At 57.3% G+C, this 17,208-nt stretch carries 21 protein-coding genes; 11 read left to right on the forward strand and 10 right to left on the reverse strand.

What is annotated here, in order from left to right:
* Positions 1 to 2: 2 nt before the first annotated feature.
* From G5253_RS08000 to G5253_RS08015, 4 genes are read left to right on the forward strand one after another with little or no spacing between them, the layout of a single operon-like run.
* Entirely contained in the window at positions 3 to 479 is a 477-nt protein-coding gene (locus G5253_RS08000) for a DUF2878 domain-containing protein (RefSeq protein WP_159163039.1), read from the forward strand.
* On the forward strand, positions 476 to 697 hold the full coding sequence (locus tag G5253_RS08005) for a TIGR02450 family Trp-rich protein (protein WP_005338671.1): 222 nt from the start codon (positions 476 to 478) through the stop codon (positions 695 to 697). The genes G5253_RS08000 and G5253_RS08005 overlap by 4 nt, the downstream gene beginning before the upstream one ends.
* Positions 654 to 1,196, forward strand: coding sequence for a chalcone isomerase family protein (locus G5253_RS08010; RefSeq protein ID WP_266134138.1), 543 nt, complete (start codon positions 654 to 656; stop codon positions 1,194 to 1,196). The genes G5253_RS08005 and G5253_RS08010 overlap by 44 nt, the downstream gene beginning before the upstream one ends.
* A 14-nt stretch (positions 1,197 to 1,210) precedes the next feature.
* A complete protein-coding gene (locus tag G5253_RS08015; protein WP_227341216.1) occupies positions 1,211 to 1,750 on the forward strand; it encodes a DUF3833 domain-containing protein in 540 nt (179 codons plus the stop codon).
* 75 nt (positions 1,751 to 1,825) lie between these two features.
* Here the strand turns inward: G5253_RS08015 and nqrM are convergent, their stop codons facing one another.
* From nqrM to G5253_RS08060, 9 genes are all read right to left on the reverse strand, one after another.
* Entirely contained in the window at positions 1,826 to 2,050 is a 225-nt protein-coding gene (gene nqrM, locus G5253_RS08020) for a (Na+)-NQR maturation NqrM (RefSeq protein ID WP_216951909.1), read from the reverse strand.
* 9 nt (positions 2,051 to 2,059) lie between these two features.
* Positions 2,060 to 3,100, reverse strand: coding sequence for an FAD:protein FMN transferase (locus tag G5253_RS08025; protein ID WP_216951908.1), 1,041 nt, complete (start codon positions 3,098 to 3,100; stop codon positions 2,060 to 2,062).
* 3 nt (positions 3,101 to 3,103) lie between these two features.
* A complete protein-coding gene (nqrF, locus tag G5253_RS08030) occupies positions 3,104 to 4,327 on the reverse strand; it encodes an NADH:ubiquinone reductase (Na(+)-transporting) subunit F (protein WP_216951907.1) in 1,224 nt (407 codons plus the stop codon).
* 32 nt (positions 4,328 to 4,359) lie between these two features.
* Positions 4,360 to 4,956 carry an NADH:ubiquinone reductase (Na(+)-transporting) subunit E gene (gene nqrE, locus G5253_RS08035; protein WP_227341212.1) on the reverse strand — a complete coding sequence of 199 codons (597 nt, stop codon included), beginning with the start codon at positions 4,954 to 4,956 and terminating at the stop codon, positions 4,360 to 4,362.
* A gap of 3 nt (positions 4,957 to 4,959) precedes the next feature.
* The gene (locus G5253_RS08040) at positions 4,960 to 5,592 is read right to left on the reverse strand and encodes an NADH:ubiquinone reductase (Na(+)-transporting) subunit D (protein WP_033114212.1); all 633 of its coding nucleotides are present in this window, start codon (positions 5,590 to 5,592) and stop codon (positions 4,960 to 4,962) included.
* Positions 5,585 to 6,373 carry a Na(+)-translocating NADH-quinone reductase subunit C gene (locus tag G5253_RS08045; RefSeq protein WP_005343676.1) on the reverse strand — a complete coding sequence of 263 codons (789 nt, stop codon included), beginning with the start codon at positions 6,371 to 6,373 and terminating at the stop codon, positions 5,585 to 5,587. Before G5253_RS08045 ends, G5253_RS08040 begins: the two co-directional genes overlap by 8 nt.
* Positions 6,363 to 7,592, reverse strand: a complete 1,230-nt coding sequence (locus tag G5253_RS08050) for an NADH:ubiquinone reductase (Na(+)-transporting) subunit B (protein WP_216951905.1) — start codon at positions 7,590 to 7,592, stop codon at positions 6,363 to 6,365. The genes G5253_RS08045 and G5253_RS08050 overlap by 11 nt, the downstream gene beginning before the upstream one ends.
* 3 nt (positions 7,593 to 7,595) lie before the next feature.
* Positions 7,596 to 8,939: a Na(+)-translocating NADH-quinone reductase subunit A gene (locus G5253_RS08055; protein ID WP_266134137.1), complete on the reverse strand. Its 1,344-nt coding sequence runs from the start codon at positions 8,937 to 8,939 to the stop codon at positions 7,596 to 7,598.
* Positions 8,940 to 9,390: 451 nt separating this feature from the next.
* The gene (locus G5253_RS08060) at positions 9,391 to 9,705 is read right to left on the reverse strand and encodes a BolA family protein (RefSeq protein ID WP_266134136.1); all 315 of its coding nucleotides are present in this window, start codon (positions 9,703 to 9,705) and stop codon (positions 9,391 to 9,393) included.
* A 204-nt stretch (positions 9,706 to 9,909) separates the two neighbouring features.
* Between G5253_RS08060 and G5253_RS08065 the strand changes: the two genes are divergently transcribed.
* The 5 genes from G5253_RS08065 to G5253_RS08085 all read left to right on the forward strand — a co-directional run bounded on the left by G5253_RS08065 (position 9,910) and on the right by G5253_RS08085 (position 14,776).
* Positions 9,910 to 11,043 (forward strand): methyltransferase, encoded by a 1,134-nt coding sequence (locus tag G5253_RS08065; RefSeq protein WP_266134135.1) that lies wholly within the window; start codon positions 9,910 to 9,912, stop codon positions 11,041 to 11,043.
* A 17-nt stretch (positions 11,044 to 11,060) separates the two neighbouring features.
* Complete coding sequence (locus G5253_RS08070) at positions 11,061 to 11,645, forward strand: YajG family lipoprotein (RefSeq protein ID WP_047435490.1); 585 nt, start codon at positions 11,061 to 11,063, stop codon at positions 11,643 to 11,645.
* Between the two features lie 2 nt (positions 11,646 to 11,647).
* The gene (locus G5253_RS08075; RefSeq protein WP_216954445.1) at positions 11,648 to 12,223 is read left to right on the forward strand and encodes a peptidylprolyl isomerase; all 576 of its coding nucleotides are present in this window, start codon (positions 11,648 to 11,650) and stop codon (positions 12,221 to 12,223) included.
* A 174-nt stretch (positions 12,224 to 12,397) separates the two neighbouring features.
* On the forward strand, positions 12,398 to 13,777 hold the full coding sequence (locus G5253_RS08080) for an AmpG family muropeptide MFS transporter (protein ID WP_266134134.1): 1,380 nt from the start codon (positions 12,398 to 12,400) through the stop codon (positions 13,775 to 13,777).
* A gap of 156 nt (positions 13,778 to 13,933) precedes the next feature.
* On the forward strand, positions 13,934 to 14,776 hold the full coding sequence (locus tag G5253_RS08085; RefSeq protein ID WP_204385165.1) for an outer membrane protein OmpK: 843 nt from the start codon (positions 13,934 to 13,936) through the stop codon (positions 14,774 to 14,776).
* A 97-nt stretch (positions 14,777 to 14,873) separates the two neighbouring features.
* Here the strand turns inward: G5253_RS08085 and G5253_RS08090 are convergent, their stop codons facing one another.
* Complete coding sequence (locus tag G5253_RS08090; protein ID WP_216951900.1) at positions 14,874 to 15,356, reverse strand: YajQ family cyclic di-GMP-binding protein; 483 nt, start codon at positions 15,354 to 15,356, stop codon at positions 14,874 to 14,876.
* 201 nt (positions 15,357 to 15,557) lie between these two features.
* Between G5253_RS08090 and G5253_RS08095 the strand changes: the two genes are divergently transcribed.
* A complete protein-coding gene (locus G5253_RS08095; protein WP_266134133.1) occupies positions 15,558 to 16,511 on the forward strand; it encodes a ketopantoate reductase family protein in 954 nt (317 codons plus the stop codon).
* Between the two features lie 37 nt (positions 16,512 to 16,548).
* On the forward strand, positions 16,549 to 17,109 hold the full coding sequence (locus G5253_RS08100) for a DJ-1 family glyoxalase III (protein ID WP_266134132.1): 561 nt from the start codon (positions 16,549 to 16,551) through the stop codon (positions 17,107 to 17,109).
* Positions 17,110 to 17,208 lie beyond the last annotated feature (99 nt).

The raw sequence follows: 17,208 nt of genomic DNA on the forward strand, positions 1-17,208 counted from the left end.
CCATGTGGCAGTGGGCTCACCTGCTGGGGTTCAACCTCTACTGGTTGCTGGCGGTGAAGTGGCAGCAGCCGGGCCCGCTGCTGGCAATGTTGCTGCTGCACTTTCTCTTCTCACCCAGCCGCCAGCGTGACTGGCGGCTGCTTCCCATCGCGGTCGTCGGCTGTCTGCTGGATGCCCTGCTCTGGCAGCTCGGCCTGTTCCGGTTCCCGTCCGGTTTTCCCCTCTGGCTGGTGCTGCTCTGGCTAGGTTTTGCCCTGACGCTGGCCCACGGTATGCGCTGGCTGCTGCGCTTGCCTCGCTGGCAGCAGGCACTATTTGGCGTGTTTGGCGGTGCCTCCTCCTATGTGGCGGGGGCCGCCATGGGGGCAGTAAACTTACCCTGGGGCATCTGGATCAGCACGGCGCTGCTGGCTGTGATCTGGATGTGGTGGTTACCCGTACTCCTGTGGGTAATGGTCAAGCTGGAGGGTGAGTCATGACAAACACCTTTTCGACCGACTCGTTGCTTTTTTCCAAATGGACCAAAGAGAGCCAGCATGAGCTGACTGATCGCTTCTATCTGGTGGTTGCCTGCCAGCGGGATGCGCAGGGGCAGCTGGTGCAGGTGGTGATGCAGGATATCAATACCCTGCAGGAACAGGAGATGGACTGGCATGAACTGGAAGACCCCAACCACTGGCATATGGGGTGGAATTAACCCGCTGCTGCTGGCGTTTACGCTCTTGGCTGCAACCGCGGTGCAGGCTTCTGCCGCCCCCTGGCAGCAGTTGCGCCCGGTCGGGCAGGGGGAGATGAACTGGCTCTGGTTCAAGCTCTACGATGCCACCCTCTACAGTGCGAGCGGGCACTATCAGCCCGGTCACTATCCGCAGGCCCTGACCCTCACCTATGCCAGACCCATCGAGCGGGAAGATCTGCTGAGCGCCACCGCCGCCGAGTGGCAGCGGCTAGGTCTTGGCACTGACGCCGAGCGTCAGCGCTGGCTCGGCCAGCTCGCTGCACTCTGGCCTGATGTGCAGGCGGGCGACAAGCTCACCTTTTATGTCGACAAGGGCGGTGTAGGCCACTTCTGGTGGCAGGAAAAACCCCTCGGCATTCTTGCCGATCCACATTTTTCGGCCGCTTTTCTCGCCATCTGGCTGGCTGACAATAGCCGCGATCCTGCCCTGACCCGCCGCCTGCGTGGCCAACCCTGAACATGGAGCTCCTGATGTCTTTCTATCGTGCATATCGCTGGTTACTGTTGATCCCTTTTTTGTTGCTGAGCGGCTGTGGTGCCAGTCTCGATGACTATCGGGGGCAGGGGCCAAACTGGGATCTCGCCCGTTTCTTCAACGGCAAGCTGGTGGCTCACGGCCTGGTGACCGACCGCAGCGGCGAAGTGACCAGTCGCTTTCGGGTGGAGATGGTGGGGCGCTGGCAGAACGGTAAGGGAGAGCTGTTCGAGCAGTTCTACTTTGACGATGGCCGCCAGCAGACCCGAACCTGGTATCTGAGCAAGGGGGCTGATGGTCACTGGCGCGGTACCGCTTCCGATGTGGTGGGAGAGGCGGTAGGTAAAAGCCAAGGGTTTGCCCTCAACTGGCGTTATCAGCTCGATCTGGCGCTGCCGGATGGCGAGGTGGTGCGGGTGAGCTTCGATGACTGGATGTATCTGCTGGATGAGGATCGACTGATCAATCGCGCCGCTATCAGCAAGTTCGGCATCCATTTGGGGGAGGTGATCCTCTATATCGAGCGAAAATTATGACCGGCCTACACTGCATGAAAGCCAATAAAAAAGCGCGCCACCAGCGCGCTTTTGTTTATCGAAAAATCAGGGTCATCAGATGATGCGGTTCTCTTCCAGCATCTTGCGACGGGCCTCTTCCTTGGCCATCTTCTTCTTGCGATTGTCGCAGGGTTCCGGGCAATCGCACTCTTTCTCGATGCCAACGCTCCCCAGACCGCCACAGGAGCCGGAGATGGATTTTTTCTGGAAGATATAGCCGATAGCCATGGCGGCTATCACCAGCATGAATACCCCGAAGGTGATCAGAAAAACCTGCATCTATCCTCCCTATTTCCTGACCAGATACTGTTTGAACGCATCGGAGTAGGCCTCTTCAAAGCCGTTGTCCGTCTTGGTGATCACGAAGATCGCCAGGCCGCGCTCTTTGGCATAGGCCAGGCTTTTCTCCGGTCCCATTACCATGAATACGGTCGCCAGCCCGTCTGCGGTCATGCAGGAGGGGTGGATCACGGTGACCGACACCATGCGGTGCTGGATTGGCTTGCCGGTGCGTGGATCTATGGTGTGGGAGAAGCGCTGGCCATCCATCTCATAGTAGTTGCGATATTCGCCCGAAGTGGCCACTCCGTTGTCACCCGGAACGATCACCTCCTGCACCGAACCGGCATTGGCTGTCGGCTTTTCGATGGCAACGCGCCAGGGGTGTCCCTTGCCGTTGACGCCATTGATCCGCAGCTCGCCGCCGATCTCCACCAGATAGTTGCGCGCACCCAGAGACTCCAGATACTCGGCCACCTTGTCGACACCAAAGCCCTTGGCAATGGCGGAGAGATCAACGTAAAGATCCGGGATGTCCTTTTGCAGGGTGTCGGCATCGACCGAAGTGATGACGTGCAGGTTGCCCAGGCCGGTCTTCTGACGGGTCTGGGTGATCAGCTCCTCTGATGGCATCTTGGTCGGCCGTTTGTCCGGACCGAAGCCCCACAGATTGACCAAGGGGCCGACGGTGACGTCCAGCGCCCCCTGGCTCTCACGGCCAATATGAATGGCTTCTGTAATGACCCGCGCGGTGTCCCGCGATACCACTACCGGTGTCGAACTGTGGTGCTGATTGAAGCGCGACAGTTCGGAATCGGGGCGATAGGTGGACATCTGATCGTTGACTCGCTCCAGCAGTACATCGACCTCGGCCTGAAACTTGGCTGCATCGCTGATGACGTTGTCCGCCACCTTGATGGAGTAGTAAGTGCCCATGGTGCTGCCGGTGATATGGATCTCCGGTTTCGACTGGACCGTGCTTTCCTGACCGCACCCTGTCAAGAAAAAGGCTAGCCCGAAGGCTAGCCAGGTCTTTACAACGCTGTTCATGGATTAACCACCAAAGTCATCCAGCAGGATGTTTTCGTCCTCAACGCCCAGATCTTTGAGCATGTTGATGACGGCTGCGTTCATCACGGGAGGTCCACACATGTAGAACTCGCAATCTTCCGGCGCTTCGTGGTTCTTGAGATAGTTCTCGTAGAGCACGTTGTGGATGAAGCCGGTGTAGCCATCCCAGTTGTCTTCCGGTTGCGGATCGGACAGGGCTACGTTCCAGGTGAAGTTCTCGTTCTCGGCCGCCAGCATGTCGAAGTCTTCGACATAGAACATCTCGCGTTTGGAACGGGCACCGTACCAGAAGCTCATCTTGCGCTTGGACTTCAGGCGACGCAGCTGGTCGAAGATATGGGAACGCATCGGCGCCATACCTGCACCACCACCGATGAATACCATTTCGGCATCGGTATCCTTGGCGAAGAACTCACCGAACGGACCGGAGATAGTCACCTTGTCGCCAGCCTTCAGGCTGAAGATGTAGGAGGACATCTGTCCCGGAGGGGCAGTCCAGTTGCTCGGGGGCGGGGTCGCGATACGCACGTTCAGCATGATGATGCCGAACTCTTCCGGATAGTTTGCCATGGAGTAGGCACGGATGATCGGCTCATCGACCTTGGACTCCAGCTCAAAAATCTTGAAGCGATCCCAGTCACCGCGATACTCCTCGGGAATATCGAAGTTCTTGTAGTACACATGGTGAGCCGGCGCTTCGATCTGGATATAACCACCGGCGCGGAACGGTACGCTCTCGCCATCGGGGATCTGCAGCTTGAGCTCCTTGATGAAGGTGGCCTTGTTATCGTTGGAGATAACAGTACATTCCCACTTCTTCACCCCGAAGATCTCTTCCGGCAGTTCGATGTCCATGTCGCCACGCACGGTGACCTGGCAGGCCAGACGCTCGCCGTGACGGGCTTCACCCTTGCTGATGTGATCCAGTTCGGTCGGCAGGATGTCGCCGCCACCGGATTTCACCCGTACCTTGCACTGGCCGCAGGAGCCACCGCCGCCACAGGCGGAAGAGACGAAGATACCGTTGCCGGCGAGTACGCCGAGCAGCTTGCCACCGGCCGGGCTGGTCACAGCCTTGGCCGGGTCACCATTGATGCTGATTGTCACGTCGCCCGCGGTCACCAGCTTGGACTTGGCAAACAGAATGACTGCCACCAGTGCCAGCAGGATCACGGTAAACATGACCACACCCAAAATAATTTCCATCTATCGTTCCTTTCTGATTGCAGGAAAGCCGATTACAGGGAGATACCAGAGAAGGACATGAAGCCCAGCGCCATCAGACCGGCGGTGATGAAGGTGATGCCCAGACCACGCAGGCCTTCCGGAACATCGGAGTACTTCATCTTCTCGCGGATACCCGCCAGCGCAACGATCGCCAGCATCCAGCCTGCCCCTGAGCCCACGCCGTAGACCACAGACTCCACGAAGGTGTAGTCACGCTGCACCATGAAGGAAACGCCACCGAAGATGGCGCAGTTCACGGTGATGAGCGGCAGGAAGATGCCCAGCGCGTTGTAGAGAGCCGGGAAGTACTTGTCCAGCGCCATCTCCAGGATCTGTACCAGCGCTGCGATCACCCCGATAAAGGTGATGAAGCTCAGGAAGCTCAGATCCAGGTCAGGGGAGAGAGCTCCGGCCTTCAGCACATAGTTGTAGATCAGGTTGTTGACCGGTACGGCGATGGTTTGCACCACGATAACGGCAATACCCAGACCCATGGAGGTCTTGACCTTCTTGGATACCGCCAGGAAGGTACACATCCCCAGGAAGAAGGAGAGTGCCAGGTTTTCGATGAAGATCGATTTAATCAACAGACTCAGATAGTGTTCCATACCTTAATCCTTCGCCTCCACCTGCTTGGGATCCTTGGTGCGCACGCCCCAGATGATCAGACCAATGATGAAGAATGCACTCGGCGGCAACAGCAGCAGGCCGTTGGGTACATACCAGCCACCGTTGTTCACTAGCGGCAGCAGCTCGATGCCAAACCAGGTGCCGGAGCCCAGCAGTTCACGCACGGTCGCGACACTCAGCAGAATGGCGCCATAGCCCAGACCGTTACCGATACCATCCAGGAAGGAGGGGAGCGGCGCGCTCTTCATGGCGTAGGCTTCGGCGCGGCCCATCACGATACAGTTGGTAATGATGAGACCGACGAAGACTGACAGCTGCTTGGAGATGTCATAGGCATACGCCTTGAGCACCTGGTCAACCACGATAACCAGCGAGGCGATGATCGCCATCTGGGCAATGATCCGCACGCTGTTCGGGATCTGGTTGCGGATCAGGGAGATGAACAGGTTTGAGAAGGCGGTGACCGCCATGACCGCAAGGGTCATTACAAACGCTGTCTTCATCTGGCTGGTAACCGCCAGTGCGGAACAGACACCCAGCACCTGCAAGGCGATGGGGTTGTTGCCCAGCACTGGAGTCAACAGCAACTTCTTCATTTCGCTCTTGTCAGCCATTGTTGATTTCTCCTGCACGAACCTTGGCCAGGAAAGGACCGAAGCCCTTGGGACCCATCCAGAAGTCAAAGGTATGCTGTACACCGTTACCGGTCAGGGTGGCGCCGGAGAGACCGTCGATCTCGTGCTCGGAGCCCGCCGGAGCGTGACCCTTGATGACGCGCAGCGCCGGCATGCCATCCTGATCGAACAGCTTCTTGCCGACAAACAGCTCGCGCCAGGCCGGATTTTCGATTTCACCGCCCAGACCAGGGGTTTCACCGTGGTCATAGTAGGTGATGCCCTTGATAGTCTGGCCATCAGCGGCAACCGCGACGAAGGCATACATGGTAGACCACAGACCCTGACCGTAGATGGGCAGGATGATGTTGTCGATCTTGCCATCGGCATCCTTGGCGAAGAACACCGGAACCAGCTTGGAGATCTGGCGCAGGCCAGCTTTGTCCTCGGCAGCAGCCAGACGGATGTTTTGCGCCGGATCTTTGGCCGCCTGTTTGGTATCGAAGTTGTCGGCATCGCCGTCAACAAAGTTACCGGTGGCGAGATCCACCAGACGGGCTTCGATCTTGTCGCCATACAGCTTGGCCAGATCGCGCTTGGCTACATCGCTGATGTCCACGCCGGCTACGGAGAGAATATTGCTCTGTTTATCCAGCGCCTTGTTCTCCTCTTGGGTAGAACGCAGGCCAACGGCAGCAACGGATACCACGATGGAACAGGCCAGACAGAGGCCGGTGACCACGCTGATGGTGCCGAAGGTTGAGTCTTTATTAAACGCCACGAGCAATCCTCCGCTTGATGTTTGCCTGAGCGACGAAGTGGTCAAACAGGGGAGCAAACAGGTTTGCAAACAGAATGGCCAGCATCATGCCTTCCGGGAACGCAGGGTTGACCACGCGAACCAGCACGACCATCACGCCGATCAGGGCGCCGTACCACCACTTGCCCTTGTTGGTAAAGGCGGCGGAGACAGGGTCGGTCGCCATGAAGGCCATACCGAAGGCGAAGCCACCCAGTACCAGATGCCAGTGCCACGGCATGTTGAACATGGGGTTGGTATCGGAACCGATGACGTTGAACAGCAGGGAAGTGGCGATCATACCGACCATCACGCCGGCGATGATGCGCCAGGAGGCGATGCGCATATAGACGATCATGGCCGCACCCAGCAGGATCATCAGGGTGGAGACTTCACCGATGGAACCCGGCAGGTTGCCAAGGAAAGCGTCCATCCAGCTGATAGCCTGACCGGTGGCACCGTTGATCAGCGCCATCTGGCCGCCCTGAGCCCACTGGCTCAGCGCGGTTGCACCGGAGTAGCCATCAACGGCAACCCAGACTGCGTCACCGGAGATTTGGCCTGGGTAGGCGAAGAACAGGAAGGCACGACCAGCGAGCGCCGGGTTCAGGAAGTTCTTGCCGGTACCACCGAACACTTCCTTGGCCATTACCACACCGAAGGTGATGCCCAGCGCAGCTTGCCACAGGGGCAGCTCGGGCGGCACGATCAGGGCAAACAGGATGGAGGTCACGAAGAAGCCTTCGTTGATCTCGTGCTTGCGCACCATGGCAAACAGCACTTCCCAGAAACCACCGACAAAGAAGACGGTGATGTAGATCGGGAAGAAGTGGGTGGCGCCAATCAGCATCTTGCTGCCGATACCGGCAACAGACGGATCGAGGGAGGCACCCAGCATGGTGGCCAGGGCATATTGCCAGCTGCTGGCACCGGCTGCCGAGCCCATGTGGGCAATGGCGGCGATGGCCTGGTTGCCAACGTTGTACATGCCCCAGAACATGGCCGGGAACACGGCCAGCCACACCATGATCATCATGCGCTTCAGATCGAGCGCATCACGGACGTGGGCGGCATTGCGGGTAACGCTACCCGGGGTATAGAACAGGGTATACGCCGCTTCGAACAGGGCGTAGTACTTGGCGTACTTTCCACCCGGTTCGAAGTGATGTTCCATATTTTCAAGAAGTTGCTTGAAACTCATCGCTTAACCTTCCAGTTCAATCTTGGTCAGGCACTCACGCAAGATAGGGCCGTACTCGGTCTTGCCGGGGCAAACGAAAGTACAGAGGGCCAAATCTTCCTCATCCAGCTCCAGGCAGCCCAGTGCTTGCGCACCGTCGGTATCGCCGGAGACCATGTCCCGCAGCAGCAGGGTAGGCAGGATGTCGAGTGGCATCACCCGTTCATAGTTGCCGATAGGCACCATGGAACGGTCACTACCGTTGGTAGTGGTGGTGAAGTTGATAAGGCGACCCTTCATCAGATGAGAGAGGGTGGTGCGGGTGATGGAGAACTTGTTGGCACTGGGGTTGATCCAGCCCAGGAACTCTTTCTCGCGACCCTCGCCCAGTGCACAGACCTGATTGTGGTAACGACCCAGATAGTCGTGAACACCCTCAGCCTTGGCGCCGCTCAGCAGGGAACCGGAGATGACGCGGTTTTCATCGGCACGCAGCTCATTGTTGGTGAGTTGGCTGATGCAGGCCCCCAGACGGGTACGCAGCAGACGCGGCTTGAGCACATTCGGGCCGGCCAGGGCGATCACCTTGTCGGTGCAGATCTGACCGGTGGTGAACAGCTTGCCGAATGCGATCACATCCTGATAGTTGATGTGCCACTGCACCTTGGTGCTGCTGACCGGATCCAGGAAGTGGATATGGGTACCCGGCAGACCGGCAGGGTGCGGACCGACGAAGATCTCTTCCTTGACCTGAGCCAAAGAGGAGTGAGGCAGACTGCCTTCGCCTTTACAGACATAGACGGTGCCGTCGGTCAGGCGGGTCAATACGGCAAGACCATCGAGGAAGGCCTGCGGCTGTTCCTTGATAATCAGCTCGGCATCGGCAGCCAGCGGGTTGGTGTCCATCGCGGTCACGAAGATGGCGCGCGGGGCTGAGCCAACCGCAGGGACTTTGCTGAACGGGCGAGTGCGCAGTGCTATCCACTGACCTGATGCAACCAGGATCTCTTGCACCTTGCTGCGCTCGAGCTTGGCCAGCTCGGAAGAGGCAAAATGCTCGAAGGTCACCTGCTCATCGGAGCCGTCGAGGTCGATGACCACTGACTGGAGCAGACGTTTGGCTCCACGGTTGATCTCTGAAACTACGCCGGTGGCGGGGGCCGTGAATTTAACGCCGGGATTCTTCTTGTCTTCGAAGAGCTCCTGACCTTTGATGACGCGATCACCTACTTTGACGAACATAGTAGGTCGCATCCCCACGAACTCCTCGCCCAGTGTAGCAACACGGGTGATGGCGGGGCCATCGTAGATTACTTGCTCTGGCGCACCCAGCACGGGGATGTCCAGTCCTCTTTTGATTGTAATCATACTTAATTGCACTACCGTTACGGGAAGAGAGGTTGGTTAGCGCCGAGAAATACATCACGACGGGTGGTTGAATGAGTCGCTGTTGTGGCTGCGCCGGGTGGTCAGGCTCAGCAATTATTCAACATGCGAGGTCACTCAAAAGCGCTTGAGTCTACCACTTAAGGCCCATTTTCTGCCATGCCAAATAGGCAAAATCCCTGCGTCATCACAAAATTAACCTGCAATGAATAACCCCTGAATTCCTTGTAAGCTGTGGTTTTAAAGGTTTTTTTAGCTTAATACCTCTATGGGGGTATGTTTGTGTAAGGCTGTGACTAAGCTGCCAGGGAAAACTGAATTAAATACCTATTTATGGTTGTCAGGATCAGCAGGCTGGCGGCTTTTTGTTTAATTTTTGTTTGTTTGTCACCCATAGGGCGGTGGGTCAGAGCAATGGGTGACAGCTAGCCGTTCAGGAGTGCGATGGGTTGCCAACACAAGCTGGTGTGCGTGGTGCCTTACCCTTCTCCTGCCACTCGCTTGCCGTGTAGGTATGCAGTGCAAGTGCATGGACAGCGCCGGCCAGCTCATCGGCCAGGATGGCGTTGACCTGACGATGGCGAGAGAGAAGGCGCTGACCCGCAAACTGTTCGCTGACGATCACCACCTTGAAGTGGCTCTCTGAGCCCGGCTCCACTCGGTGCATGTGGCTCTCGTTGGTCACTTCCAGCAGAGTGGGGGAGAGGGCTGCCGTCAGCTTGGCTTCAATCAGTTGTTGGATGGTCATAGGATCAGCTTCCAGAGTGAATGTCGGACCATTCTATCGGCAGTCGCGGGATGGAATAAGCCCCCGTAAGAGGGAAGTCACCCGTCAGTTGCCCCCTTGATGCGCATCGAACTGGTGAAATTCCTGCTCCTCGCTAGAATAGCGCCACTTTGCGTCGCCCCTGGCGCCTGTATCCATGAATCAAGCCGAGGTTGGACTCTTCCTATGCAAACCCTTCTCGACACTCCCCATTGCCAGCTCACGCTCTACCGCTATCCGCGCCAGAGTCAGGAGACCCTGCAAGCCTGGGATGCGGCTGACGAATACCTGATCAACACCCTGGCGGAGTCTCCTCTCGAGCAGGCGGGCCCCGTCATCATCATGAATGACGGTTTTGGCGCGCTGGCCGCCTATCTGCATCCGCACTCCCCCTGCTGTGTCACCGACTCCTACATCAGTGAGCGGGCTACCATGGCCAATTTGGCTGAAAACGGGCTGGATACGAGCAGGATTACCTTGCAGGATGCGCTGGCACCGCTGCCCGATGCTCCTGCGCTGGTGGTGATCAAGGTCTCCAAATATCAGGCACTGCTGGAGCAGCAACTGCTGGCGCTGCGGGAGGTGGTGACGCCGACGACCCGCGTTATCGCAGCCGGCAAGGCGAAGGATATTCATACCTCCACCCTCAAGTTGTTCGAGAAGTATCTGGGGCCTACCCGTACCTCGCTGGCCTGGAAGAAGGCGCGCCTCATTCACTGCGAGCCGCAGGCAGAGCGTCCCGCGCTGGCCAATCCCTTCCCGACCGTGTGGCCGCTGGAGGGAGCTGACATGCTCATCCACAACCACGCCAATGTCTTCTCGCGCACCAGTCTCGATATCGGCGCCCGCTTTATGCTGGACAACCTGCCCATCCACAGTGCCCGCAAGGTGATCGATCTGGGCTGTGGCAACGGGGTGCTGGGTCTGTCGCTGCTAGCCAAAGACAGTGAAGTGGAGGTGACCTTTATCGATGAATCCTATATGGCGGTTGCCTCGGCACAGCTCAACGTCGAGCACAATCTGCCTGATGCTCTGCCGCGAGCCCGCTTTATGGTCAACAACTGTCTCGACGGGGTGGCGGTCGGTTCGGCGGATCGGATCCTCTGCAATCCCCCCTTCCATCAGTTGCAGGCGATCACCGATCATATCGCCTGGCAGATGTTCAGCGATGCGCACCGGGTGTTGCCTCGCGGAGGGGAACTCTGGATAGTAGGCAACCGTCATCTGGACTATCACAACAAACTCAAGCGCTTGTTTGCCAACGCACAAGTCGTTGCGTCGAACAGCAAATTCGTTATTTTGAAAGCCATCAAACGCTAAAGCCAAAGGAAACCATGATGAAAAAGTCACTCTTGCTGCTGGCCGCCCTGATGCTGGGCGGGTGTGCCACTCATTGGCCGGAGACAGCGCTGCTCAATCCGCAGGTGATCCCCGCCAACCAGCAATACTACTCTGGCAATCGCATCACCATGGAAGGGGTAGACAAGCGTGAGGCTGCCTACGTCTTCTCCATCAAACATAAAGAGAAAGCCCCCGTGCTGGTCAACAGCGAGCGTCCGCTCAATCTGCTGATGGCAGAACGGCTGGCGGAAGGACTGCGTAGTCAGGGTCTCGAAGTGGGCAACAGTGGCACCACCAACCTGACGCTGGTGATCTCCAACGCCGCAGTCAATGTGGAAGAGAAGACCTTTACCTATGTCACCAAGTCCCGCGTCAGTCTGCAGGTGATCGCCGATTTCCAGGGCAACCGTCTGACCAAGCAGTTCAACATGTCTTCCAGCAAGGAGAGCCCGAGCGAGCCAAGCATGGCCGATCTCGAGTCTACACTGAACCTGCAACTGGGTAGCGTGCTGCAGCAGATCATGGCCGATGAGGCGCTGCGCGGTTACCTTAAAGGTCAACCGAACGGCGCAGGTGTCTGATGATGAAAAAACTCTGGTTGCTGGCCATGTTGATCGCCCCGCTGGCGTTCGCGGGCCCGAAAGTGAGAATGGAGACCAACCACGGCAATATCGTGGTGGAGCTGGCGTCCAAGCAGGCGCCCCAGACGGTGAAAAACTTTTTGCGCTACGTGGCTGATGGCAGCTATGACGGCAGCATCTTCCACCGGGTGATCCAGGATTTTGTGGTGCAGGGGGGGGGGTATAACCAGCAGTTCCAGCAACTGCCAACTTATGAGCCGGTGGTCAACGAGTCGCGTGGCGGTCTGCCCAACAAGCGTGGCTCCATCGCCATGGCTCGCACCCAGGCGGTCGACAGCGCTACTCGCCAGTTCTACTTCAATCTGGTCGACAACAATAACCTCAACGCCGGTGGCTCTGCGGGTTATACCGTGTTCGGTCAGGTGGTTCAGGGGATGGAGGTGCTGGACAAACTGGCTCAGGTACAGACCGGTTACAGCCCCATTTTGCGTGCCAACGATGTGCCGACCAGCCCTGTCATCCTGAAGAAGGTAGTGTTGCTGGCGGAAACCCCGGCGGACAAGAAAGCCGGCAAGTAACCCATCGCCGGATGCGGTATGTCACCGTGATCCCGTCGCGCCACCATGCAAGGCTCATCCCGTTCGGGATGGGCCTTTTCTCTGGCCGTGCTTCTTGTGTCTATCTCCTTACCCGCCTTGGCTATCTGCCATCAACCTGCCAAAATGACGCACTTTTCCAAAGTCGTCAGGTAGTTGAATATGATCCGCACACCGAGTTGGCGGGAATCGCTCGCTGTTTATCTCGAAGCCCGAGTACTCATTCTCTTTGCCATGGGCTTTTCATCGGGTCTGCCGCTGTTGCTGGTATTTGGCACCCTCTCATTCTGGTTGCGCGAGGCCGATGTCAGCCTGACCGATATCGGTTACATGAGCTGGGTGGCGCTGGCCTACGGCTTTAAATGGTTGTGGTCGCCGCTGGTGGATCGTATGCCATTGCCACTGCTCTCTACCCTGTTGGGGCGTCGTCGTAGCTGGATGTTCTTCTCCCAGCTATTGATCGCGGCTGCGTTGGTAGGGATGGCGTTTTGTGATCCCAAGAGCGGGTTGACTCATTTGGCCTTGTTCGCCCTGCTGGTGGCCTTTGCCTCGGCGACTCAGGATATCGTGATCGACGCCTATCGCATCGAATCCGCGCCCGAGCGACTGCAGGCTGCGATGGCGGCCTCCTACATGACTGGCTACCGGTTGGCGATGATCATCGCCGGTGCCGGCGCATTGGCGCTGGCAGCCTGGTTTGGCAGCAACAGCGGCTATGACTATCGTGGCTGGCAGATCACCTATCTGGTGATGGCCGGTCTGATGTCACTCGGGGTGATTACCACGCTGTTCTGCCATGAACCTGATATCGATCTGGCCGGTCAGGGCAGACAACAGGCAGAGCGCAAGGCACTGCTGCAGGAAAAGGGGTGGCCCGCCCCCTTGGCAAGTGCCGGAGCCTGGGGTTATGAGGCGGTCTGGAGTCCGTTTGCCGACTTCTTTCGCCGTTATGGTCGCTCGGCGCTGCTTATCCTGTTGCTTATCGCCTGTTACAGGATTGCGGATGTGGTGATGGGGGTGATGTCCAACAGCTTCTATGTGGATATGCAGTTCAGCAAGACCGAAGTCGCCACTATCACCAAGGTGTTTGGCGTTATCATGACGCTGGTAGGGGCGGCACTGGGGGGCGTGCTGGTGATGCGCTTTGGCACGCTGCGGATCCTGTTTCTCGGGGCGCTGCTCACCGCCAGCACCAATCTGCTGTTTGCCCTGCTCCATCAGGTTGGTCACAACCTGGAGCTGCTGACCCTGATCATTTCGCTCGATAACCTCAGCGCCGGCATCGCCACTGCGGCATTTGTCACCTATTTGTCCAGCCTGACCAATGTGGCATTTTCGGCGACTCAGTACGCACTGTTCAGCTCGGTGATGTTGCTGCTGCCCAAGTTGCTAGCCGGTTTTTCGGGACAGGTGGTGGAGCAGATTGGCTACAGTGCTTTCTTCGTCGGCACCAGTCTGTTGGGCTTGCCTGTGTTGTTGTTGATTGTGCTGGTCGCCCGCAAGGGGGGTGAGTTGTTCTCAGATGCTGACAAATAGCAAGCGTTTGCGTAGAATCGGGGGTGATTAGATTCACACTTCCGGATAAAGTTCCCGAGAAGTTGTTTCACCCCCAATTTTATTTGATTAGAATTCCTCTCGCTCCTTGTGGGCAGGCTACGGAAAACCTCAACTAACGCACAAGAGACCAATAAAATGGCCAAATTTACCAAGACTCTGATCGCTGCCGGTCTGCTGGCTGCCGCCGCTACTCCGGCCTTTGCTGCTGACTACAGCGGTGACATCCACAAGAATGACTACAAGTGGATGCAGTTCAACGTCATGCACACCATCGACCAGCGTCCTTTCACTACCGGTGAAGAGGACTACAACGATACCTATTTTGAAATGGAGTTCGGTGGTCGCTCCGGCCTGTTTGACCTGTACGGTTACGTCGACGTATTCGATATTTTCGACTCCCGTCACAGCAATAAACACCATGGTCAGAACCTGTTCATGAAGTTTGCACCGCGTATGTCTCTGGATGCGCTGACAGGTAAAGATCTCTCCTTTGGTCCTGTGCAAGAGCTTTACATTGCCAACCTGAACAACGTTGGTGACAAGCAGATGGAAAACCAGCTGGGTCTGGGTGCCGATGTGATGGTTCCCTGGTTTGGCAAGGTTGGCATGAACCTGTATGCACGTCACGCCACCGAGAACCAGTTCTTCACCGAAGAAGAAGGTGAGTGGAACGGTTATCAGTTCTCCATGAACTGGTTCAAGCCTTTCTATACCTTCGGCAATGGCAGCTTTGTCTCCTACCAGGGTTATCTGGATTATCAATTCGGCCTGGATACCCATGACCGTGCTGACCGTACCAGCGACAACCTGGCCACCTTCCACGGTATCTACTGGCACTCCGATCGCTACGCGGTTGGTTATGGCCTGAAGTATTTCATGGATGCCTACGGTACCAAAGATGGCTCCAAAGCCTACGACGGTACCCCGTGGAAGAGCACCGGCTTCAGCCACTACTTCTCTGTTACCTACAAGTTCTAATAAAACTTGGGGAACAAAAAACCGGAGCATTTGCTCCGGTTTTTTTATGCTCGGACGATTAAAGAAGAGGAGAAGGGAGAGCCCTTCTCTCCCATCATCAGTCGCGGAAATTCTGAAACTGCATCGGTTGGCCCAGGTCGGCGCCACGGACCAGTGCCATGGTCTCTTGCAGATCGTCACGCTTCTTGCCGGTGACACGTACTTCATCACCCTGGATGGCGACCTGTACCTTGATCTTGGAGTCCTTGATCAGCTTGACCAGCTTCTTGGCGATCTCTTTCTCGATCCCCTGTTTGAACTTGACGGTCAGGTGGAAGCGTTTGCCGGAGTGAACGGAGTCACCCACTTCCATGGAGCTGTTTTCGATGTTGCGCTTGAGCAGGGCACCGCGCAGGATTTCGACCATCTGCTTGAGCTGGAAATCGGCATCGGCTTCCAGCTTTACCTCTTCTTTGTTCAACTCGAAGCTGGCTTCTACCCCACGAAAATCGAAACGGGTGGCCAGTTCACGATTGGCGTTGTCGACTGCGTTCAACACCTCGTTCATTTTGACTTCAGAGACAATATCGAATGACGGCATAGCCGAAGCTCCTCATGTTGCGTTATCGGGGGCCAAATCTACCAGAAATACGGCAAATTTGCTGATTTTGATGGGAGTGCTCTGCTAGAATCCCCTGCGCACAGGAAGGTTGGACCCGTTAGTGTCCGTTCGCGCTATTTTTCATTTATTCCCGGTAACAGGTTGAGAGGATTGCAACCCTTACCCTGACAGAGTCACATCATGCCAAGCGGATTAAAAAATTCCCGACAACCCGTTATGCCACCTGTAGCGCCCAAGTGGACACTGCTCGGGTGCGGAGCTCTCGGCGGCGTTTTTGCCTCCCTGCTGACCCAGAGCGGTCAATCCACCCGAGTCTTGTTGCGTGAGCATCATCAATCTACCCTGCACCCCGGATTTGACTTTACTTCGTTGGAGGGGCAGGTACAGCTGCTCAATATCGAACGTGCATTTGCCGGCCAGCCGGGAAAAATCCAGCGTCTGTTGGTGATGACCAAGGCCAGTCAGGTGGTTGGCGCCCTGGCTCCACTGGTTGGCCATCTGGATGCTGGCGTGCCGATCGTACTGCTGCACAACGGGATGGGGATTGCCGAGAAGGTGGTCCAGATGTTTCCGCATAACCCGGTGATTGCAGGGGTGACCAGCCATGGTGCCATGAAAGCGGGCCATTTCGTGTTCCGTCATACCGGCAAGGGGGAAACCTGGTTGGGGCCATTTAACGAGGCAGCCAAGGCTCATGCATCACTGGCAGATGAGTTGGCGCAGGCATTGGGTCAGGCGGGTTGGGATGAGCAGATAGTGGCACGCCAGTGGCAAAAGCTGGCCATCAACTGTGCCATCAATCCCCTGACGGCCCTCTACAAGCTGAAAAACGGCGAGCTGGCTGGCCCCCGTTTTGCCGATGCCCTGCAGCAGATCTGTGTGGAGGTGGCGGATGTGATGTGCGCCGAAGGGATTGCAACCACGGCCGAAGAGTTGCAGCGCCGGGTGATGACAGTGGTGGAATTGACCGCTGACAATTACTCCTCCATGTATCAGGATATGGAGCTGGGACGCGAGACCGAGATCGAGGCCATCACCGGCTTCTTGTTGGTCAAGGCTGCCCGGCATGGCATTGCCGTACCAGTCAATCAGGGTCTCTATCAGGCGATCAAAGAGAAGAGTCAGGCCGTCTGATCTTTTACATGGCAGAGCAAGCAGCAAGGAGGCGAACGTGAGTGTACTGGTGCTGGTGGCCCCCGGGTCGGAAGAGATAGAGACGGTCGCGATTGTCGATACCCTGGTGCGCGCCAGTATCGAGGTGGTGCTGGCCTCTTGCTGCCCTGCCGGGTCTCGGCAGGTGAAGGCATCGCGCGGGGTGCAGCTGGTGGCTGATTGTCATATCGACGAGCTGATCCGTCGGGACTTTGAAGCCATCGTGGTGCCTGGTGGTCTGCCCGGCAGCGAAGTGATCCGCGATACCCCGCTGGCCATCGATCTGCTCAAAGAGCAGGCCGCTCTTGGTCGCTGGCGCGCTGCCATCTGCGCCGCCCCTGTGGTGGTGTTGCAACATCACGCTCTGTTGGGTGATGCCATCGTCACCTGTCATCCCGGCTTTCAGTCCCGACTGTCAACATCGCAACTGTCACATGAGCGGGTCGTCAGGGATGAGGCTCATCGCCTTATCACCAGTCAGGGGCCGGGCAGCGCCATCGAGTTTGCGCTTGAACTGGTCCGGGTACTGCGTGGGGATGAGGTGGCGGCCACTGTCGCTGGCTCTATGGTGCTGCCTTGAGCGCACTCTGCTGCAGAATCAAGCTGGTCATGCTTTGAAAAATGGGCCCCGGTCATCTTGATCGGGGCCCGTTTGTTATCTGCCGTTGTCGGTCACGCC

This window comes from Aeromonas sp. 602658, assembly GCF_049173005.1.
In the GTDB taxonomy this organism is placed as follows: domain Bacteria; phylum Pseudomonadota; class Gammaproteobacteria; order Enterobacterales; family Aeromonadaceae; genus Aeromonas; species Aeromonas veronii_A.